Source organism: Vreelandella janggokensis, assembly GCF_031451615.1.
Taxonomy (GTDB): Bacteria; Pseudomonadota; Gammaproteobacteria; order Pseudomonadales; family Halomonadaceae; genus Vreelandella; species Vreelandella janggokensis.
This window is the reverse complement of the sequence record NZ_JARWAJ010000004.1, coordinates 281,066-301,254: the sequence shown is the minus strand read 5'-3', so window position 1 is coordinate 301,254 and position 20,189 is coordinate 281,066. Positions and strand designations below refer to the sequence as shown.

Sequence of the window (20,189 nt, the reverse complement as noted above, 5' to 3'; positions counted from 1 at the left end):
TGCAAAGGGCCCAAACAGGAGCAATAGCGATCTTCCTGGCTGGTGCTTCAGTGCCATCACCCAAAGTATCCCGCTTGGTACCCACTGCGGTCTGGTCTACTTTAAGGGTGAGAATGCACATTCGCTTCGCGATCTACTAAAACATCAAGAAGATCTCGACTTCTATGTATAATCCCCGCTCACCCGGGACAAGGAGTCATCGTGACCACCGATCAACAGCCAGCGACGCAAGACGATAAATTTAACGGGCTGCTGACCAACTTTGACGACGCCGTGCACCTGCTGTCGCAAGCGCCTGCGTTATCAAAACCAGCGGAACTACCCCGCGTCTTGGACACAGCACGCGAACTTTTAATGCTGGACGGCGGCGCCCAAGCGCTCGAGGAGCGTGCGCAAGCATTTGAGGCGGCGGGCGTCTTCTTGGGTTCCGACTGGGAAACCCCCCAGTATCTGGTGCCAACCCTGACCACGTTTGCACTTAAAAGCACCGACCCCAACGTGGTGGTCATCGAGACGCTCAGCGAGATTCGTTTACTCGCCGTGGCAAAAGGTGGTTATGCGCACCCATTGGTATCGGAAGAATTTTCGCATCACTACCTGACCCAGGTCATCGCCATCAATCTATGGCTGCTGTTTACCGCGCCAAGCGAAGCTGAGCGTGAACAGCAGGGACGCCTGGCCGTTATTCCACGCCAACTCTTCCAGTATCTGGCGGAACGGATTGGTTACGAACACATCATCGACCAGTTGATTGACGAAATATGGCGCATTCTCAAGCAGCGCCCCATTCAGGTCGATTCCATCAAACAGATGATTACCCAAATCTCCCTGTGCCAGGCAAACCCCGAGATCGACCTGGGGGCCAGCGGCCAGGGGGCCGACAGGCTGGTAAGCTCGCTCTTCGGGCCAACCCAGGCGTGTCGCGAAGACCCAGGCATTGATATCTACCGCGAGCGGCTGGATGGCATGGACCAATCGGCTCTACAGGCTGAAGCAACCGGGTTCGCACGAGCCATGCACGACACCGGGCTGGTATCGCCCTACCACGCGGTCCTGCTGCGTCACTTGCTCGAAGAGGGTGATCATCTGGTGTCTGAAGCCTTCGGGCTCTCGTCAACCGGCCGTGATTGCCTGCTGTGTTACCGCGAGCTGGTTCATGCACTGATTCGCGGCAGCGTATATCCAGCCACGGCCCAGGCCGTCTACGGGCTGGCCCTGATGCTCGAGCGAGGGATTCTTTACCAGCCCCCGGTGGCACCGGCCATGTGGCGCCAGCTCAACCTGCCTCTTTCCGAATGGTCTCAGGCACGCCTGAATATTGCCTATGGCGAGATAGCGTCGCCAAGGGCTCGCCTGCTGGAAGGCGTGCTGTGCATGCTGGGCTTGCCGTTAGGTGTTGGTCAGGGCAATAACCCGACCTGTCAGTCGGCCCGCGCGTTATCAATGTGGGCTTACAATGACCCGGACTACTTGTTGCAGATGGTCACCTGGGCCGCACGGGATGACGAGATCATCATGCACTTCGAAGGCCAGGCCATCTCTTCGATGGCGAGTTTATCGGGCGTGGCTTCGGAGCTACCGATAGACCTTGACCCCGTTTCATTGATTGTGGTGCCGCATCTGGACCGTATCTACGCCGAAATGGGTCGACGTTGCATTAGCCGTGAAGGCGACCCCCACCGCTGGGTGAATCCGGAATTTCACGGCTGGTGGTCAGGCCGCGGCTTTCGTATCAATGTCGATGTGGCTACCGGCAAATTAGTCGACTTGAATGATTTTATTCGTCACTTCTACGCCTGCTACCACCCTTACTACAATGGCAACCAGCCACTGATTCATCCGCAGCCTGCCGGTATTGCCGTCACCGACAGCGCCGCCCGTTTCATTGGCTGGCACGCCATCACCATCCTGCGCGCCTCACTTGATCCTAACGACGTGATGCGTATTTATTTTTACAATCCCAATAACGATAGCGGTCAGGATTGGGGGGATGGTGTAAAAGTCAGCACCGCGGGGCACGGCGAACGCTTCGGCGAAGCCTCGCTGCCGTTTTCGCAATTTGTTTCGCGGCTGTATATTTATCACTTTGACCCGCTTGAACGCGGTGAACTGGCGACAGTCACCGAAGACGAGCTCGATACCGTTAAACGTTACCTGCAGCAAAGCTGGGGGGCCGAACGGCTACCCGCCACAGAGCTGCAAGCCAACGAAGGCCCTTACCACACCCCACCCAACGACACATGATGCGACTTGACCAACTGCTCGTCAGCCAGGGGCTGACGAGCTCGCGCACCCGCGCTCAGCGCCTTATCCGCAATGGCCGTGTCTCGCTTGATGAGACGACGCAGGCACTCACCAAACCCAGCGAAAAGTGGCCCGAAGATACCCGCCTGTACGTTGCCCCGGACCCTGAGGAGCGCTTCGTATCACGTGCCGGCCTCAAGCTGGAGGCCATGCTTGACACACTTGAGCTCCGACTCGACGGACTGGGTGTCCTCGACGTCGGCCAGTCAACCGGGGGGTTCAGCGACTGTGCCTTGCAAGCCGGCGCGCGCCACGTGATTGGTGTCGAAGTCGGCCATGGCCAGTTAGATGCACGCCTTAGAAACGATCCACGGATCACCTGTCTGGAAGGCATCAATGCCCGCGCCATGCGCGGGGAAAAGACCCTGCAACAGGCGCTCGCCGAGCACCCCGTCGATTTGGCGGTCATGGACGTATCGTTTATTTCGCAAACCTTGATCCTGCCTGAAATAGCCGCCCTGCTGCCGCGCCACGGACGGCTAATTTCTCTGGTGAAACCGCAGTTCGAGCTGACACCGAAAGCACTGGACAAACGCGGCGTGGTCCGCGATGACGCGAATTATCATGACGTTGAGGAACGCTTAAGGAAAGCATGCCAGTCACTGGGGTTCACCGTCCAACATTGGCAAATCAGTCCGATTACCGGCGGCGACGGTAACCGCGAGTTTCTGCTTTACGCGCAAAAAACCGACTAGTCATTGGAAGTTCCCGGAGACGGCTTTAGCGTTTCCACTTTCACCGACTCCCCCGACGCCCGGTGCAGCCAGACATCCATTTGCTCAAAGGCAATGCGTACGCCCGCTTCGCGGAACAGCGCATCCACCCGGCAATTGATCTCATCGGCGGCAAACAGTCGATCCAGCAGATCGTTGACAAAGATACGCAGTTCAAAGTTGAGGCTATGGGGCCCATAGCTCATGCAGAATACCTGCGGCTCGGGATCGGCAAGCACACGGACATTTTCATCCGCCGCTTGGCGCAACAAGCGGTGTACCGTCGCCAGATCTGAGCCATGGACCACGCCGTAGGTCAGCACCACGCGGGTCACGTTGTCGGAGAGCGACCAGTTGATCAATTGATCGGTCACGAAGGTTTTATTGGGAATGATGATCTCTTTGCGATCAAAATCGGTCACGGTCGTCGCACGTATGCGAATACGGCTCACCGTGCCGTGCAGATTACCCAGGGTGATGGTATCGCCAATCCGGATGGGGCGTTCGAACAGAATAATCAGACCGGAGATAAAGTTGGCAAAGATCTCCTGCAGCCCAAACCCCAGGCCCACACTCAAGGCCGCTACCAGCCATTGTAATTTGTCCCATGACACGCCCAGCGTGCCCAAGGCCGACACGATACCGGTACCGACAATGGTGTACGACAGCAAGGAAGTGATCGCATAGGCACTGCCCTGCTTTAACGTCAGGCGGGAAAGCACCATGACCTCCAGCAACCCCGGCAGATTGCGTGCCAGAATAAACGTCAGTGCCACCACCAGCAGGGCACCCGACAGGTCGGAAATCGACAGCGCACTATCGACCAATTCGCCATCGGTGTTCTCCCATAGCGATACCTGGTCCAGATAGCTCAGCACTGAGAGCAGGTCTGCCCAGACCAGATACAGCAAGCCACTGAAGGCAACCAGTAAAATCAGTTTGGAAAGGCGTAGCGACTGAGTATTGATCTGCTCCATGTCCAGCGGCGGCTCTTCTACGACTTCCAGACCGCCTTCGGCACCCTCCTGAACCTGGGCGCGTCGCCTTGCCAGTGCACGCCGATAAGCCAGGCGCCTTGCCGCCACGGCCAAACTACGCACCACTGTGGCTTCTACCACCACCCACAAGCCCAGTAGGTAGAGCGTGGCAACAAAGCGACCCACCAGCCTCAGCGCCGTGTATTCATATCCCCATACCACCAGCCCCAGCAAGACGATAGGCACTGCCGACATGGCCAAACCGAGTAGCAGGCGAAACAGGCGAACGCCAAAAATGGGCACGTGAGCCAGGATCAACCTGGCCAAGCACACGCTCATCGCCAGCAGTCCCAAGGTTAACAGTCCCATGGCAACCGGCCGCTGGGCGAGCGGCGTCTGAAGATTGTCGGCCAGTGTCGAAATGGCAATCACCGGCACCAGCGCCACCCCTAGCCCCGCCAGTAAACGCCGCAGTTGGGCGTTATAAGCAGGCGACCAGGTAAAGTGTTGCTCGGCCACGCCATCCGCCACCAACAGCCGTCTCCCCCAGGCGACAACAACCCAGCTCAACGCCAACTGCAATAAGGCAGGAGCCAGGTTCGCCGCCAGCAGACTCTCGGTAGCGCCCAGTGCCACCCCCACTCCCGCCAGTGCCAACGGCCCTGGCATCGCCAGCAAGGCATTCAGAAAAACGGCTCTGGGCGTATGCAGCTGGGTGTCGCTCTTTAGTCGTCCAATTTGGCCGTGTAGTGTCGCCAGGCGCTTCTTGATCCGGCGGCGTAGAACGGCCAGCAAAAGTCCAGCGGCAAAAAAAGGAACACCGCTCAACATTTCCCAATCCGGTGACGGCCAGCGATTCGGCAAAGCAGCGCGCCACTCGCCTTCCTGCCACTCGATGCGTAGATGTTGAGGTAACTGCCGGAGCCAGTTAACGTCCAGTGGTCGGCTATTGGCCACCCAGAACAACTGCTCGTCAATGGTACTGCGCAACGCTTGGGTAGTGGCCAACAACTGCTGTTGATTAAGCTGTAGCTCGACGGCAGCGCTTAGCAACCGTCCATAGACCTCTTCAAGCTCATCGACCAATTCGCGGCGTGACTGGTAGAGCCTTGACAGCGTATTGATCAGCGCGGGGGTCGGTTCGACATTGGCATCCTTGAGACGTTGCCTGGCCAACTGCTCAGCCTGACGTAGCTGGTCGCGCTGGCGAACCAGATCGAACTGTTTGAGACGCAAGTCGGCAATCTCATCCTGCAAATCGCGACGAGGTTGGACATTAGGCAACGACTGGCGCTGCTCGCGTAGTATCCGTGACAGCAACTGGCTGCCGCGAATCGCCTCTATCTGCTCGTTCAAACTACGCTGTAGTTGGCGCACATGTTCAAGCTGGCGCTGGGCATCGATATTGTCGCGCACCAGGCTGTTATCCCGCTCACCCGCCTGCAATAACGCCAGACTAAGCGATTGGTTACGCTGCTGAGCCTGCACCACAACAGGGTGTCCAGCCGCAATCAGGGGATCTGTCTGGGCAGCATCGGCAATCGCCTGTTCTGATGCCAGCCGTCGCTCCCTATCTATAACGTTTTGCAGCAAATTAAGCCGCTGCTCCTGTTGATCAATTTTCAGCATCAACAGGTCCCGACGCTGCTGGGCAAGATCACGCAACCGTCCATTGGCGCTCAGCTGGCGCTGATAAAGAGCCACCTCACGATCGGCGACGGCCCGCTCAAGACGCAGTTGAATCATGCGGGCATCATTCAGGGCGGATAGCTGACGATCCCCCAGCAGTGTTTCACGTTCAGTAGCGTCACGGCGCAGCGACTCCATGCGCTCAAGCGTGACGGCCATGGATTGCTGGGCGCGTTCGGGCAACGTTTGAGCCGTCAGAAATTGCGAATTCACTTCCGCAAGCTGGCTCTGAAGCTGCTGGAGCTGGGTCAGCGCCTCTGCCTGCTCGGATTCCAGTGCGGCCAAGGGTAAGTTGCTGAGCTCATCGATCGATGGCATGTCATCGCTATCTTCAGTCTCAGCGAGCTCACGCTCGACGGCAATCAGCGCATCAGGCGCCTGGCTTACCCGCTCCTCCAGCTCCGCGAGCTGCTGTTCGATGGCATCCAGCCGCTCGTAAGCCTCCAATGCGGCGATCAACGCTTGTTGATCCAGCGCCTGCTGAGGGTTTAATGTTTCCTGAGATTCAAGCTGATCAAGCCGTTCCTGGAGAGAGGCTTCGTCGGGCACATCGTCCACCGTCGCCGCTTTCAAGGCAACGCTACAAAATAGTAGCATCAGGACCAACAACCCTTTCATTGCCAAACGGAAGACGAATTTCTCCACAGCGCTATGCCTCGCTAACGCATCAGTATTGAGCTTGGCTATTGTCGGGGGTTGGCAGTCGCGGCGCAATCATAACAGTTGACTTACGTCGTCAGCATGATAGAACAGCTCAAGCACAGGCACGTGCCCCACCCTATCCATGTGAGTTATCGATGGTCATTCGACACCGACGTCTAAAAAGCTTCTTTTTACTTTGCGGCCTGACCGTCTTCAGCGCTTTCTCCCACGCCAATACCCGCGAGGATATTGAGGCGCGTATTAGCGAGCTGAACAATGAGCTCTCCCGGCTTCACCAGCAACTGCAGCAGGCCGAAGCGCTTGAAGAAGAGGGTCAAACGGACACTGGCGATATTCGACCACCTGAAGAAGTCGCGATTGAAGATCTCAACGAGCGGCGTCAGTTGGAACAGGAATCCAGCCGCAACCCCTTTTCGATTACCACGCACCGGACCAACTACCTATTTCCGGTGAGCTATAATGAAAAACAGAATCGCGAAAACTTCAAAAGTGTCTCCTCAGATGCCTCACCGGATAGCACCGAACTGAAGTTCCAGTTCAGTGCCAAGGTCAATCTGGCAGAGAATGTACTATGGGGCGAGTACGGCGACGTCTATTTTGGCTATACCCAACGTAGTTGGTGGCAGGCCTTCAATACAGAAGCCTCTTCGCCGTTTCGTGAGACCAACTACGAGCCAGAAGTGTTTATTGACATTGATGCACCGTGGGGGGCCTTGGGCTGGGTCAACACCCGCAACCGTATCGCAGTCAACCATCAGTCCAACGGCCGTTCGGACCCGTTCTCGCGTAGTTGGAACCGAGTCTATCTCGAGAGCATCTTTCAAAGTGGCGACTGGGCCGTCACCTTTGCGCCCCACTGGCGGGTTCCCGAATCCGAAGGCGACGACGACAACCCGGATATTGACCGCTATATGGGGTACGGCGACATTCGTATCGCCAAACGACTCGATGACAACCATGAGGTCAGTGGCCAACTGCGAGGGAACCCCAGCGCTGGCAATATGGGAACGCAAATCGACTACAGCTGGCCAGCCTTCAATTCTCTACGCGCTCACGTACAGTACTACTACGGTTACGGCGAGAGCCTGATTGACTACGATCACCGCGTGCATCGCTTGAGCATCGGGTTCAGTTTAAACCCGTTATTCAGCGCCAGCGGCCTGAACCGATAGCCAATTCGCTTGTCAGTGACTATGCGACTGCTATGCTGATAGCTGTTCATTAACCGTCAAAGGAAGACATCATGGCTAAACGTCAAAACGAAAGCACCGCTCAGGCCGATCAACTGAAAGAAGATCTGCGCCATCTGAGCGATACCGTCGAAGAACTGGTCAATGCCACCTCGAAAGACGCCAGCGGCGAAATGCGCGACCTGCGCACCCGCGCCGAACAGCGTCTCAAGGATACCCGTCAGCGCCTGGAAGCGCGTGGTGAGCGTATTTATGAAGACACCCGCGATTCCCTGACACACCAGGCTGATGCCTGCGACCGCTATGTCCACGAAAACCCCTGGACCAGCATCGGAATCGGTGCAGCGGCCGGCGTTATCATCGGTATGCTTATCGGTCGTCGCTAATGGCTTTGGGGCCTACCCAACGCGTTTTTTCAGCCGCTAAACGCTTACTCAACTCGCTGATCGCCAACGGTGAAACGCGCTTGCGTTTAGCGGTAGTAGAGCTGGAAGAAGAACGCTCACGACTGCTTGTGCTGATGTTGTTGGCTGGCGCCAGTCTGCTTTTGCTACTGCTTGGTGTCGCCACGCTGGTGGCACTGGTCGTGGTACTTTTCTGGGATACCTACCGGCTTGCCGCTATTGGCGGAAGCGCCCTGGTATTGATTGTGGCCAGCTTTACATTGGCCGTGATAGCGCTTCGCCAAGCGAAACAGCACACCTTGCTGAAAGAAACGCTGAACCAATTAGCCGCCGACCGCGCCTTGCTGGAGGCAAAAAATGAGTCCGATCAACGCCCCCGCTAAGCCACCAGGTGCCGATACCAAGCCGCTTTCCAGGGCAGAGCGAAAGGCGCACCTGTTAGCCGAGCTGGAGCAGCAGCGTGTGGATATTCTGGTCGACAGTGATCAGTTATTGCGGGCGGCATCTCCCCTCGACTCCAATTGGCAACGCTTTAAAATACCTGCTTATTTCGTCGGCGGTATCATTGCCTTGCGCCTGGCTCGTCATCCCCGAGGGGCGCTGGCAGGTGGCCGTAAAGTCTTGGCGGGCTACATGCTTTTCCGCAAGCTCAAGTTGCTTGCCAAAGCGACCACCTAGCCGACACAGTTTGCCTGGGTCAGCAAGCCTGGCCGCAGGCTACCCCGCTGGCCCAGGCCCACTGAAAGTTATACCCCCCCAGCTCGCCGGTCACATCGAGCACTTCACCGATGAATCGCAATTGGGGCAATCCGCTGACCTCAAAGGTCTTGGATGAAATTGCCTGGGTATCCACCCCTCCCATCGTCACCTCCGCCGTTCGCCACCCTTCCGTTCCGGCAGGTTTCAACTGCCAACGATTTAGCCGCGCCGCCCAACGCTCAAGCTGCGTATTGCTGTATTGCGCCAGCGGTTGCTTGTCGTGGCCTTCTGGATACCAGTCACAAAGCGATTGCGCCACTCGCTTGGGCAAATAATCCATCAACCAGGTGGCCAACTGGCGCTTAGGTGTGTGCTCTCGGGCATGGTGCAGCAACGCTTTGGCATCCTGCTGCGGTAATAAATCAATTTCAATCGCCTCGCCGGGTGCCCAGACGCTGGACGCTTGCAACATGCCAGGGCCGGATAACCCGCGATGGGTAAATAGCATGGGCTCGTTAAAACGTTGCGAGCCAGCGCTCACTGTCACCGGCAAGCTGACGCCCGACAGATCGCTGGCCCTGGCTTTCCACTGATCGCTGAGCGTAAACGGTACAAGACCTGGCGTCGTCGGCCGCACGGCAAGGCCAAACTGACGGGCGAGGTCGTACCCGAAACTACTCGCCCCCATGGTCGGAATCGACAGTCCGCCGCTTGCCACGACCACGACACCCGCATCGATACTACCTATTGAGGTCGTTAGCCGCATGGCACTGCCCTGCTCCTCGACGCGGGTGACCTGAGTACTGAGACGTATGTCAGCGCCCGCCCACTCGCACTCGGTGAGCAGCATGCGGACGATCTCTTTGGCAGAGGTCGCACAGAATAGCTGACCGGGCGTTTTTTCTACGTAGTCAATCCCATGACGCTCTACCAGCTCGACAAAATGCTCGGGCCGGTAGCGTTTTAACGCCGAAATACAAAAGTAGGGGTTTGACGAGTAAAAGTGCTGTGGCGTAGTGCCAAGATTGGTAAAGTTGCAGCGCCCCCCGCCTGACATCAGGATTTTTTTGCCGGCTTTTTTCGCATGATCAATCACCAACACACGCTTTCCGGCATAGCCCGCCTGGGCAGCACACATCAGGCCTGCCGCACCAGCCCCAATGATCACGACATCGTAGGTCATTCGTTAGCGCTCCAAGCTTGGCAAAAGGCGGCATTTTAACAGCCTCTCAAGGCTTTTTTATTGTATCATTGAAATAATAAATATAGCTTTTGTATAAAATTAAACAGCTATCGACATTGACAACATAAACCGCTGCCTGGCGTCAGCGCACGCGGTCCACGTATTGCAGAGAGACTTATGCCTTTATTGTGCCGCCGCCTGGCTGTCACGCTACTGCTCATCACTGCCCCCATCGCCAGCCTGGCTCAATCCGAGCCCAGCGTGATTGGTGTTCGCGCCATGCTTGCTCCCTGGTCTGACCCCATTGAAGCATTGGGTACGCTACGCGCCGATGAAAGCGTGACGTTATCGGCCACCGTCACCGATACCATTGCCGACATCAATTTTCAGGACGGCCAGCGTGTGACCGAGGGCGATACGCTCATTCGCCTGCAGGACGCTGAAGAGCAGGCACGTTTAAGGGTCGCACAATCGCTTCGAGACGAGCGGCTTAATGCCCTGGGACGCGCCTCTGAGTTACAGAACCGCAATTTGGCAGCTCGCGCTGACGTAGAAGATAACCAGTCGCGCGTTGACCAGGCCGAGGCTGAAATTGCGGCATTACGTGCACGTCTTGCGGATTATCGACTAACCGCCCCGTTCAGTGGCCGTGTCGGCATACGCAATTTGAGCCCTGGTGCATTGGTGACACCGGGTATGGAGCTGGTCACGCTTGACAAACTGGACGTCATGAAGCTGGATTTCAGTGTCCCTGAAACCTACCTCAGCCGACTTGCGCCTGGGTTATCGCTCAGCGCCACCACCGCCGCCTATCCAGACGAGGTTTTCAACGGTGAAATTGCCAGCCTGGGGACGCGCGTCGACCCGGTAACACGCAGCATTGGCATTCGCGCGGAAATCGACAATCCGGATGAACGGCTACGTCCAGGCATGCTAATGGAAATCGTAGTTCGCCAGCAGCCCCGACAAAGCGTGGTCGTCCCCGAAGCAGCTGTCCAACCCAATGGTAATCGCCACTTTGTGATGCTGATCGACGATCACGAGAGCACTCCTCGGCTTCGCCAGCAGAGCGTCGAATTGGGCGAGCGTCGGGCAGGCGAAGTGGAAATTAACGAAGGGCTAGCGGCCAATGACATCGTCGTGGTGCATGGCCTGCAGCGAGCCAGGGATGGTCAAGCGGTGAGGCTGATGGGCCTGATTGACGAGGATACCAGTGTACGCGAGTTACTTGAGGCTGATCGCTAATGCGCTTATCGGACATATCGGTTCAACGCCCTGTCCTGGCGGTGGTGATGGCGGCATTGATCATTGCCTTTGGCCTCCTGGCACTTGATCGCTTGCCGCTTCAGGAATACCCCACCGTGGATCCTCCGATCGTGAGTATTGATACCCGCTACCCCGGGGCCTCGGCAAGCGTCGTTGAAACACGCATTACCCAGGTGCTTGAAGACCGCATCGCCGGGGTGGAAGGAATCGAACTGATCACCTCCGAAAGTGAGGACGGCCGCTCACGTATTGATATCGAATTTGCCCTGACCATGGATATCAACGCGGCAGCCAACGACGTGCGCGACCGGATAGGCGGTGCGTTGCGCAACCTGCCCGACGATGCCGAGAACCCCGAGGTAAGCAAAGCCGATAGCAGCGAGGAAGTCGTGGTATGGCTAAGCCTTTCGGGAGATGGCTACTCGATCACCGAGCTTACCGACTATGCCAACCGCTTTCTGGTGGATAGCCTTTCGGTACAACCGGGAGTGGCCAGGGTGCGCGTGGGCGGTGGCCGTGACTATGCCATGCGCATCTGGATTGACCGCAACGCCATGGCGGCACGGAACTTAACCGTCAGCGATATTGAAGATTCATTACGGGCCGAAAACGTTGAGCTCCCCGCCGGTGCCATTGAATCCGAGGATCGCCAATTCATCGTTCGCTTACCGCGCACCTTTGAAACCGCCGATGACTTTCAGGCACTCCCGCTTGTCGAAGGCGACGATGGCTACCTGGTCCGCCTTGGAGACGTCGCCGACGTCGAGGTCGGCTCCGTGGAGGACCGCACGGTCTTCCGCGCCAACGGCGTTCCCATGGTCGGGCTTGGCATGATCATGCAGTCGACCGCCAACGTCGTTGAACTTTCAGACGCGGTGCGCCAAGAGCTTGAGCAGCTGCAATCGACGCTTCCCGATGGCATGTCACTCAGTTTGAACTACGACGCGTCGGTGTTCGTCTCGGGGGCCATCAAGCAGGTCGTGTTGACGTTATTGATCTCGATGGTATTGGTTATTGTGGTCATGTTCCTGTTTTTGGGCAACCTGCGTACCACGCTGGTCCCGGCGGTTACGGTGCCGATCGCCATCATTGGTGCCTTTACTGCGCTGGCGGTCATGAACTTTACCATTAACCTGCTGACCCTGCTGGCACTGGTGCTGGCGATCGGGTTGATTGTCGATGACGCCATTGTCGTCCTGGAAAACATCAATCGGCGCATGCATGACGAAGGCGAAACACCGCTGGTGGCCGCGTTTCGTGGCACCCGCCAGATCGCCTTTGCGGTCATTGCCACCACACTGGTGTTGATCGCCGTCTTTGTGCCGCTCAGCATGCTGCAGGGCGATATTGGGCGGTTATTTTCCGAGTTTGCCCTCACCATGGCCGCAGCGGTCGCCATCTCCACGTTGCTGGCACTAACATTGACACCGATGATGGCGTCTAAAATACTCTCGCCGCGCATGCACGACAGCCGCCTTTCCCAACGCGTGCAACGCATCATGCGCAGCGCCCAGCGCCGCTATCAATCGTTACTCGACGTGTTACTTGCGCGGCGCAGTTGGGTAATCGCCGTCTTTGGGCTACTGATTGCGCTAACCGCCTGGTTAAGTCAACTATTGCCCAACGAGTACACCCCCCAGGAAGATCGGGGTAACTTCATCGTGCTGGTCAACGGGCCCGAAGGCGCCACCTTTGACTACATGATGGATTACATGGATGAGATAGAAGCCCGCTTGACGCCAATGGTTGACAGCGGTGAGCTGGAACGGATTGTCGTTCGCGCGCCTCGCGGCTACGGCAATATTGAAAACTTCAACAGCGGTTTCATCATCGTCAATATGGCCGACTGGGGCAGTCGCCGTAGCGCTTGGGCAATCATGGACGATGTTCGCGCCGAGCTGAACACCTTACCCGGCGTCCAGGCATTTCCGGTCATGCGTCAAGGCTTCGGCCAGCGTACGCAAAAGCCCGTACAGTTTGTACTCGGCGGGGGCACCTACGAAGAACTGGCCGAGTGGCGCGACCGACTGATTGATCATATCCGCGACGATAACCCACGCATTCGCGCCATCGAAAGCAACTACGATGAGACGCAACCGCAACTCAACGTGGAGATAGACGAGCAGCGAGCCGCCGCTCTGGGGGTCACGGTCAGCGAGATCGGTCGCACGCTGGAAGTGCTGCTGGGTGGGCGCAACGTCACCCGCTATGTCGATAACGGTGAAGAATACGATGTCATCGTTGAAGGCGATCGCGCCAGCCAGAACAGCCCCCGCTCGCTGGATAACATTCAGGTCCGTTCACGGCGCTCGGGCGAGCTTATTCCCCTGGCGAGTCTTGTGACCTTAAGCGACGCGGCAGGGGCCAGTACACTTAACCGTTTCGATCGCGTGCGCTCGATCACCATCGAAGCCAACCTGGCGGATGGCTACCCACTGGGAGAAGCCCTCACCTACCTTGAACAAAGCGCGGATACGCTGCTGCCTGAAGAAGCGCAGACCAACGTCGCCGGGGCATCCAGGGATTTCCAGGACGCCAGCGGCGCGACCACTTTCCTTCTGGTGCTGGGCGCACTGGTGGTATTTCTGGTATTGGCTGCTCAGTTTGAAAGCTTCATTCACCCCTTGGTCATCATGCTCACGGTACCGCTTGCCATGAGCGGCGCCTTGTTGGCGCTGTGGTTAACCGGCCAATCGCTGAATATTTATAGCCAGGTGGGGCTGGTACTGCTGATCGGCCTCGCCGCTAAAAACGGCATACTGATCGTCGAGTTCGCCAATCAGTTGCGCGATGAAGGCAAGGCTTTCCGTGATGCCCTCATCGAAGCCTCGGTCACCCGCCTGCGACCGATTTTAATGACCGCCATCACCACCATGGCAGGAGCGGTTCCCCTGATCGTATCCAGCGGCCCGGGCTCCGAGTCGCGCTATGTGATCGGTATTGTCATCATGGCTGGAGTGGGAGCTGCCACGCTGTTCACGCTGTTTGTGGTGCCGGTCGCCTACGATTTACTGTCTCGACACAGTGGCTCGCCAGGGGCGGTCAAACGTCGACTGGAGCATGAAATCGCTCAATCGACATCGGAACGTTAGCCAAGGCGTGCCCCTGTATTTCGGTTGGCAATAAGCGTTTCCAATACCCCTTTTCCAATAACCCTTTTCCAATAAACAAAGAGGGCGCGCCTCAGCGGCGCGCCCTCTTTGGCATGTCGCGTCAGACTAAGCTCAACAATCGCCTAAGCGCTGACCTTCAATCTGGGTTTGCATGTTCAGCTCGCCCATGGGCGATTGCGTCATGATATCGACAGACCCTTCGATGCGCTCCCCCATAAACTGCATATCACCATCGATATTGGCTTCGCCGCCGTCAGCCCGGCATACCATGCTGTAGGAAAGGCCGTCAGCACTGGTGTCCTGATTGAGCAACTCGCAGCCTTCCTCTTCTTCAATAAAGCCCAAATCGGCATCGTCCAGATCTTCCTGGGTGATGCACTGCTGTTCGGTATCGGTCTGGTCAGGAATCGGCATGTCGCCGGTCACGGTGGTGGTGCTGACAAATTCCCACGACCCGGGCGTTATGTTGGGTGTTTCCGCCCATGCGGCTACCGGCAAGGCCACCAAGGCCGCTATGGCCAACTGTCGTAACTTCATCGCTGCTCTCCATTGCGTTATAAAACGGCGTTTAGCCTAACTGATTGCATACGGCAATGCCTCTCGATGACACGGCTGCTACACTTAAGTGTCAATTGCAAAAGGATCGCACCATGCAAGAAGATACCTTAGTAGAGTATGACGCCTACTGCCCCTACTGCGATACCTTGTTAACACTATTGATTGATCCTTCACAGGGCAGTCATGTTACCTGGGAGGATTGCCACCAGTGCTGCGCGCCCATCCAGTTGGCTATCGAGGTATCGCTGGTCACCGGCGAACTGGAAAGCGTCAGTCTGGGCAGCGATGACGATGTGCTCTAACCTGATGCTTTCAACACCTGTTGTCGCTTGGCCTCGTTGCGACGCATGATATACCACGCCAGCAGCGTTGCCAGGGATACCGCTAAAATGATCAGCGTTGCCAGCGCATTAATTTTTGGCGATACGCCCATTCGCACCGATGAAAACACCACCATTGGCAGCGTATTGGCCCCAGGCCCCGATACAAAGCTGGCAATCACCAGGTCATCCAGCGACAGCGTAAAGGCCAACAGCCAACCTGCCACCAACGCTGGTGCAATTACCGGCAGCGTTACGCAGAAAAAGGTTTTCATCGGCGGCGATCCCAGGTCCATCGCGGCCTCCTCGATAGACCGATCAATCTCACGCAGGCGAGCTGCCACCACCACGGCGACGTAAGCACTGCAGAAGGTGGTATGCGCAATCCAGATGGTCGCCATCCCCCGGTCGGCAGGCCACCCCGTGATCTGGGCCATTTGCACGAACAGCAGTAATAGCGACAGCCCGGTGATCACTTCAGGCATTACCAATGGGGCCGTTATCATGGTCGAAAGCGCCGTTTTGCCGCGAAATTGCCCATAACGAGTCATCACAAACGCCGCGATGGTCCCCAGGCATACCGCCATGCTGGCGGAGAAAAAGGCAATGCGCAGGCTCATCCATATGGCTGAAAGGATTTGCTCATCGCGAAACAGCTCCCCATACCATTGGGTAGAAAACCCCGCCCATACCGTCACCAGTTGGGAGGCGTTGAACGAGTACACCACCAGCACCAGCATCGGCACATACAGAAAGAGCAGCCCCAGGACCAGCATGACGCTGCTAAAACGGAGACGTGGCTTGGCAAGGCTCATTCGTTCAACTCCCGAGACTGATGACGGTGGAACCAGACAATGGGGATCAACAGCAGCAGCAACATGACCATGGCAAGCGCCGAGGCCACGGGCCAATCGCGATTGTTGAAGAACTCCTGCCACAGTATCTTGCCGATCATCAAGGTATCCGGGCCGCCCAGCAGTTCAGGGATCACAAACTCGCCCACGGCAGGAATGAACACCAGCATGGAGCCAGCAATAATGCCGCCCATCGACAGGGGCAACGTGATCTTGATGAAGGTATTCAACTTGCGCGACCCCAGGTCTGATGCTGCCTCGAGCAATGCATTATCCAGCCGGGTCAAGTGAGCATAGAGCGGTAGCACCATGAATGGCAGGTAGGCATAGACAATCCCGATAATCACCGCAAACTGGGTATTCATCATACGCAAGGGGGAGTCGATCAGCCCCATGCCTATCAGCAGGTTATTCAGTAAGCCGCTGTTGCTGAGGATGCCCATCCAGGCGTAGATCCGGATCAGAAACGATGTCCAGGATGGCAGCATCACCAGCAGCAATAAAATCATCTGCCAACGGGCACTCGCTCGCGCCATGGCATAGGCCATGGGGTAACCGATCAACAGGCAGGCCAGGGTCGAGATGAAGGCGGTTTTCAGCGACCCCCAATACGCCGCCACATACAACGAATCCGATGCCAGAAAAAGATAATTTCCCAGGTTGAGCGCAATATTCAGGGTTTGGTCGACCACCTCAACCAGGGGCCCGTACGGCGGCACCGCGATGGCGGCCTCAGAGAAACTGATTTTCAGCACCAACGCAAAGGGCAGCAGAAAGAATAGCGTCAGCCACAGAAGGGGCAACGCAATCACCGCACGCCGTCCCAGTTGCAGGCGCTTCAGCATGGCGGAAAATCGAGCAGGCATCATTTAGGCGATCTCCTGAGCGCCCACCGCAAAAGGCGCTTTTCATAGACGAGTAAGGTGCCCATGCTAACGGTTCAGCACCATGGCGCTATGATCTTCCCAGTACACGTACACTTGATCTTCCCAGGTAGGTCGGTCGCCACGACGCTCGGTATTGGCCATACTGACCTTGATGAGCTGACCACTGGGAGTGCGCACGTAATAAAGCGAAAAGCCGCCCAAATAGGCGATATCTTCCACCTTGCCTTCGCTCCAGTTATGGGGGGCGGATGGGCACTCGCGGGTCAGCCAGATCTTCTCAGGCCTAAGCGCGGCCCACACCCGCCGGTCCACGGCCTGGGTGGTGATCCCATGGTCGATATAAATCGGCCGCTCAAGCACTGGTGACACAATTTTGCAGTGGTCCGCAGCGTCCTCGACGATTTCCCCCTCGAACAAGTTTACGGTGCCTACAAATTCGGCCACCATGCGGCTGACCGGGCTTTCATAGACATCGATCGGTGAGCCCACCTGCTCGATCCATCCGTCGGCCATGATCGCCACCCGGTCGGCCATGGTCATGGCTTCTTCCTGATCGTGGGTGACCATGATGCACGTCACCCCGACTTGCTCAATGATCTCGACCACTTCCAGCTGCATTTCGGTACGCAGCTTCTTGTCCAGTGCCCCCATCGGCTCATCAAGCAGCAGCAGCTTGGGGCGTTTGGCCAGCGAGCGCGCAAGCGCCACACGCTGGCGCTGGCCACCGGAAAGCTGGTGTGGCTTACGCTTGGCAAAACGCTCCATGTGCACCAGCTTGAGCATGTGCGCGACCCGCGCCTCAATATCTGCCTTTGGCAGTTTGTCCTGCTTTAGCCCGAATGCGATGTTCTGGGCCACGGTCAAGTGCGGAAACAGCGCATAGGATTGAAACATCATGTTGATGGGCCGCTTGTGCGGCGGCACGGCGGTAATATCGTCGCCGCCCAGCAAGATACGTCCCTCGGTGGGTGTTTCAAACCCCGCCAACATGCGTAGCAACGTCGACTTGCCAGAGCCGGACCCCCCCAGCAGGGCAAAAATCTCACCGCGCTTTACCTGCAGATTGACGTCATCTACCGCCAGGGCATCATCAAAGCGTTTGCTTAACCGCTTCACCTCCAACACGATGTCATCCGCAAACCGAGGGGCTTTGCCCAGGGCACGCATAGCAGCCGCATTGGCAGGAAGATTGGATGACGCGTCGTTCGATAGCGGCGTGGTCACCATTCGCCACTCCCATGAAAAGGCCCGCAGACAACGGGCAATCAAAAAACGAACAGCGAGCCCAGGCCAATCGTGTAGATGCCTGGGCTCGCCGTCGGATGAACGTATCTTAACGGCCGGATTTTACGCGGTTCCAGATGCGAGTGCGAGCGCGCTGGATGTCCTGAGGCTTTTCAACCTGCACGTAGAGGTTATCCATCACGTCGGTATCAGGGTAGATGGCGGGATCGTTGAGAATCTCATCAGAAAGGTATTCATCCGCCGCAGCGTTAGGGTTGGCATACCGCACGTACTCGGTTATTTCGGCGGCGATTTGCGGGTCGAGAATAAAGTTGATAAAGGCATGGGCGTTATCAGGATTGGGCGCATCGGCGGGAATCGCCATCATGTCAAACCAGAGTGCCGCGCCTTCTTTGGGAATGCTGTAGGCAATTTCAAAGTCACGCCCGGCTTCTTCTGCCCGGTCGGCCGCCTGGAAAATATCACCTGAGTAACCGGCCGCGACACAAATATCACCGTTGGCCAGATCCGACACATAGCGAGACGAGTGGAAGTAGGTTATGTCATCACGTACTTTAGCAAGTAACTCACCTGCCGCCTCAAGGTCTTCACGGCTTTCATTTGTGGGGTCCAAGCCCAGATATACCATCGCGGGCGAGAGCATTTCATCGCCGGAATCCAGCATTGACAGCCCGCAACCTGCCTCGCTGAGTTGTCCGGTAATCTCAGGGTCAAAAAGCAAGGCCCAGCTGTCGACCGGGGCATCCTCACCCAGGATTTCTTTGACGCGATCAACATTATAGCCGATCCCGTTGGTACCCCACATATAAGGCACCGAGTACTCACTGCCTGGATCAACCGCTTCCAGGTTCTCCATCAATGCCGGGTTCAAGTGCTTTAAATTGGGAATCTTGTCGTGATCCAGCGGTTGATAAACATCGGCTTTCATCTGCCGCGTGAGGTAGTAGGTAGACGGTACCACCACATCGTAGCCGGACCGGCCCGAAAGCAATGCCGCATCCAGTATTTCGTTGCTGTCAAACACGTCGTACGTGACGTCAATGCCCGTGCGTTCCGTGAATTTTTCCAATGTATCGGGTGCAATATAGTCGGACCAATTGTAAACCCGGACTTCATCGGCATTAACGGTGGTTGCCGCTGCGGCAAGTGAAATGGCCGCAACGGCCCTGGAAAGTTTGTGGATGTTCCCCATTAACCTGCTCCTTAGTGAAACTAACGATAAACTCAAGTAAGGTTCTTGACCTTACCCGTTCGCCACTGCGCGACTGACCGTGCGAATTTTGCGACGCGGAGCCCGCTATCGCAAGACGATTGAGAAAAGTATTATTTCCGCAGGTAGTCGGCCCACCTCCAGCGTAGCGCAACACATCACCTTGATGAATGGTGGTGCCTTCAATAGTTTTTTTCTATCTAACCGATGTTTTTTCCCAATTTTATTAGACATGACTTAATCCTTAGTCTAATAAGCAAGTTATTTTACTGTCATTCGCTGCCAATGGAGATGTTCTGAATGTCTTTGATCAATTCTGAAGTTAAACCTTTCAACGCAACCGCTTACTTGAACGGAGAGTTCGTTGACGTTTCTGATGCCGATCTACAAGGCCAGTGGAGCATCTTCTTTTTCTACCCAGCTGACTTTACCTTTGTCTGCCCCACTGAGCTTGGCGACCTGGCAGACAACTATGAAGAGTTTAAAAAGCTGGGTGTCGAAATTTACAGCGTCTCAACTGATACGCACTTTACTCACAAAGCCTGGCACGATAGTTCAGAGACGATCGGCAAACTGCAATTCCCAATGATTGCCGACCCGACGCTGCGCATTTCACGCAACTTTGACGTTTTGATTGAAGACGCGGGTCTCGCCGAGCGCGGCACCTTCGTTGTCGACCCCGACGGCAAGATTCAAATCGTTGAAATCAATGCCGGCAACATTGGCCGCAACGCCGAAGAACTTCTGCGCAAGGTGAAAGCGGCTCAATACGTTCGCGCCAACCCGAACGAAGTCTGCCCTGCCAAGTGGAAAGAAGGCGAAGAGACCCTCGCACCATCGCTGGATCTGGTCGGCAAGATCTAACCCAATTAACGGCACCGCAACGCGCTAGTTTTCAACAGGCACCCGGGCAT

Annotated in this window: 17 protein-coding genes; 10 read left to right on the top strand and 7 right to left on the bottom strand. The window is 56.6% G+C overall.

Annotated elements, in window-relative coordinates:
* Positions 1 to 201: 201 nt before the first annotated feature.
* Together QC816_RS13245 and QC816_RS13240 are read left to right on the top strand one after the other, a co-directional pair.
* Complete coding sequence (locus QC816_RS13245; RefSeq protein ID WP_309782750.1) at positions 202 to 2,244, top strand: hypothetical protein; 2,043 nt, start codon at positions 202 to 204, stop codon at positions 2,242 to 2,244.
* Positions 2,241 to 2,999: a TlyA family RNA methyltransferase gene (locus QC816_RS13240; RefSeq protein WP_309782747.1), complete on the top strand. Its 759-nt coding sequence runs from the start codon at positions 2,241 to 2,243 to the stop codon at positions 2,997 to 2,999. The genes QC816_RS13245 and QC816_RS13240 overlap by 4 nt, the downstream gene beginning before the upstream one ends.
* On the opposite strand, the gene mscK is transcribed toward QC816_RS13240, so the two are convergent.
* Complete coding sequence (mscK, locus tag QC816_RS13235; RefSeq protein WP_309782745.1) at positions 2,996 to 6,328, bottom strand: mechanosensitive channel MscK; 3,333 nt, start codon at positions 6,326 to 6,328, stop codon at positions 2,996 to 2,998. The two genes, QC816_RS13240 and mscK, sit on opposite strands and share 4 nt — an antisense overlap.
* A gap of 152 nt (positions 6,329 to 6,480) precedes the next feature.
* On the opposite strand from mscK, the gene QC816_RS13230 reads away from it, so the two are divergent.
* The 4 genes from QC816_RS13230 (at position 6,481) to QC816_RS13215 (ending at position 8,618) form a co-directional block, all read left to right on the top strand.
* Positions 6,481 to 7,518 (top strand): phospholipase A, encoded by a 1,038-nt coding sequence (locus QC816_RS13230; RefSeq protein WP_085917439.1) that lies wholly within the window; start codon positions 6,481 to 6,483, stop codon positions 7,516 to 7,518.
* A 71-nt stretch (positions 7,519 to 7,589) separates the two neighbouring features.
* On the top strand, positions 7,590 to 7,922 hold the full coding sequence (locus QC816_RS13225) for an ElaB/YgaM/YqjD family protein (protein WP_085917438.1): 333 nt from the start codon (positions 7,590 to 7,592) through the stop codon (positions 7,920 to 7,922).
* Entirely contained in the window at positions 7,922 to 8,323 is a 402-nt protein-coding gene (locus QC816_RS13220; RefSeq protein ID WP_085917437.1) for a phage holin family protein, read from the top strand. The genes QC816_RS13225 and QC816_RS13220 overlap by 1 nt, the downstream gene beginning before the upstream one ends.
* Entirely contained in the window at positions 8,298 to 8,618 is a 321-nt protein-coding gene (locus QC816_RS13215) for a YqjK family protein (protein ID WP_199285063.1), read from the top strand. The genes QC816_RS13220 and QC816_RS13215 overlap by 26 nt, the downstream gene beginning before the upstream one ends.
* A 19-nt stretch (positions 8,619 to 8,637) precedes the next feature.
* Here QC816_RS13215 and QC816_RS13210 read toward each other — a convergent pair whose 3' ends face one another.
* Positions 8,638 to 9,822 carry a BaiN/RdsA family NAD(P)/FAD-dependent oxidoreductase gene (locus QC816_RS13210; protein ID WP_309782742.1) on the bottom strand — a complete coding sequence of 395 codons (1,185 nt, stop codon included), beginning with the start codon at positions 9,820 to 9,822 and terminating at the stop codon, positions 8,638 to 8,640.
* A gap of 177 nt (positions 9,823 to 9,999) precedes the next feature.
* Between QC816_RS13210 and QC816_RS13205 the strand changes: the two genes are divergently transcribed.
* Both QC816_RS13205 and QC816_RS13200 read left to right on the top strand, forming a co-directional pair.
* Positions 10,000 to 11,067 carry an efflux RND transporter periplasmic adaptor subunit gene (locus QC816_RS13205; RefSeq protein WP_309782740.1) on the top strand — a complete coding sequence of 356 codons (1,068 nt, stop codon included), beginning with the start codon at positions 10,000 to 10,002 and terminating at the stop codon, positions 11,065 to 11,067.
* Positions 11,067 to 14,180 carry an efflux RND transporter permease subunit gene (locus QC816_RS13200; RefSeq protein WP_309782738.1) on the top strand — a complete coding sequence of 1,038 codons (3,114 nt, stop codon included), beginning with the start codon at positions 11,067 to 11,069 and terminating at the stop codon, positions 14,178 to 14,180. Before QC816_RS13205 ends, QC816_RS13200 begins: the two co-directional genes overlap by 1 nt.
* A gap of 132 nt (positions 14,181 to 14,312) precedes the next feature.
* On the opposite strand, the gene QC816_RS13195 is transcribed toward QC816_RS13200, so the two are convergent.
* Entirely contained in the window at positions 14,313 to 14,738 is a 426-nt protein-coding gene (locus QC816_RS13195; RefSeq protein ID WP_085917432.1) for a DUF3617 domain-containing protein, read from the bottom strand.
* Between the two features lie 113 nt (positions 14,739 to 14,851).
* On the opposite strand from QC816_RS13195, the gene QC816_RS13190 reads away from it, so the two are divergent.
* Positions 14,852 to 15,061, top strand: coding sequence for a zinc ribbon domain-containing protein (locus QC816_RS13190; RefSeq protein ID WP_066322201.1), 210 nt, complete (start codon positions 14,852 to 14,854; stop codon positions 15,059 to 15,061).
* Here the strand turns inward: QC816_RS13190 and QC816_RS13185 are convergent.
* The 4 genes from QC816_RS13185 to QC816_RS13170 all read right to left on the bottom strand — a co-directional run bounded on the left by QC816_RS13185 (position 15,058) and on the right by QC816_RS13170 (position 19,257).
* Entirely contained in the window at positions 15,058 to 15,894 is an 837-nt protein-coding gene (locus tag QC816_RS13185) for an ABC transporter permease subunit (RefSeq protein ID WP_085917431.1), read from the bottom strand. The genes QC816_RS13190 and QC816_RS13185 overlap by 4 nt on opposite strands.
* Positions 15,891 to 16,802 carry an ABC transporter permease subunit gene (locus QC816_RS13180; RefSeq protein ID WP_085917430.1) on the bottom strand — a complete coding sequence of 304 codons (912 nt, stop codon included), beginning with the start codon at positions 16,800 to 16,802 and terminating at the stop codon, positions 15,891 to 15,893. The genes QC816_RS13185 and QC816_RS13180 overlap by 4 nt, the downstream gene beginning before the upstream one ends.
* A 63-nt stretch (positions 16,803 to 16,865) precedes the next feature.
* Positions 16,866 to 18,047 carry an ABC transporter ATP-binding protein gene (locus tag QC816_RS13175; protein ID WP_199285058.1) on the bottom strand — a complete coding sequence of 394 codons (1,182 nt, stop codon included), beginning with the start codon at positions 18,045 to 18,047 and terminating at the stop codon, positions 16,866 to 16,868.
* 106 nt (positions 18,048 to 18,153) lie between these two features.
* Positions 18,154 to 19,257, bottom strand: a complete 1,104-nt coding sequence (locus QC816_RS13170; protein ID WP_199285057.1) for a polyamine ABC transporter substrate-binding protein — start codon at positions 19,255 to 19,257, stop codon at positions 18,154 to 18,156.
* Between the two features lie 318 nt (positions 19,258 to 19,575).
* Here QC816_RS13170 and ahpC point away from each other — a divergent pair, with 318 nt between their 5' ends.
* A complete protein-coding gene (ahpC, locus tag QC816_RS13165) occupies positions 19,576 to 20,139 on the top strand; it encodes an alkyl hydroperoxide reductase subunit C (RefSeq protein ID WP_085917427.1) in 564 nt (187 codons plus the stop codon).
* The last annotated feature ends 50 nt before the right edge of the window (positions 20,140 to 20,189 follow it).

Coding starts and splice junctions, on each gene's coding strand:
- QC816_RS13240 (WP_309782747.1), top strand. CDS start 2,241: ATGATGCGACTTGACCAACTGCTCGTCAGCCAGGGGCTGACGAGCTCG.
- QC816_RS13230 (WP_085917439.1), top strand. CDS start 6,481: ATGGTCATTCGACACCGACGTCTAAAAAGCTTCTTTTTACTTTGCGGC.
- QC816_RS13225 (WP_085917438.1), top strand. CDS start 7,590: ATGGCTAAACGTCAAAACGAAAGCACCGCTCAGGCCGATCAACTGAAA.
- QC816_RS13220 (WP_085917437.1), top strand. CDS start 7,922: ATGGCTTTGGGGCCTACCCAACGCGTTTTTTCAGCCGCTAAACGCTTA.
- QC816_RS13215 (WP_199285063.1), top strand. CDS start 8,298: ATGAGTCCGATCAACGCCCCCGCTAAGCCACCAGGTGCCGATACCAAG.
- QC816_RS13210 (WP_309782742.1), bottom strand. CDS start 9,822: ATGACCTACGATGTCGTGATCATTGGGGCTGGTGCGGCAGGCCTGATG.
- QC816_RS13205 (WP_309782740.1), top strand. CDS start 10,000: ATGCCTTTATTGTGCCGCCGCCTGGCTGTCACGCTACTGCTCATCACT.
- QC816_RS13200 (WP_309782738.1), top strand. CDS start 11,067: ATGCGCTTATCGGACATATCGGTTCAACGCCCTGTCCTGGCGGTGGTG.
- QC816_RS13195 (WP_085917432.1), bottom strand. CDS start 14,738: ATGAAGTTACGACAGTTGGCCATAGCGGCCTTGGTGGCCTTGCCGGTA.
- QC816_RS13190 (WP_066322201.1), top strand. CDS start 14,852: ATGCAAGAAGATACCTTAGTAGAGTATGACGCCTACTGCCCCTACTGC.
- QC816_RS13185 (WP_085917431.1), bottom strand. CDS start 15,894: ATGAGCCTTGCCAAGCCACGTCTCCGTTTTAGCAGCGTCATGCTGGTC.
- QC816_RS13180 (WP_085917430.1), bottom strand. CDS start 16,802: ATGATGCCTGCTCGATTTTCCGCCATGCTGAAGCGCCTGCAACTGGGA.
- QC816_RS13175 (WP_199285058.1), bottom strand. CDS start 18,047: ATGGTGACCACGCCGCTATCGAACGACGCGTCATCCAATCTTCCTGCC.
- QC816_RS13170 (WP_199285057.1), bottom strand. CDS start 19,257: ATGGGGAACATCCACAAACTTTCCAGGGCCGTTGCGGCCATTTCACTT.
- ahpC (WP_085917427.1), top strand. CDS start 19,576: ATGTCTTTGATCAATTCTGAAGTTAAACCTTTCAACGCAACCGCTTAC.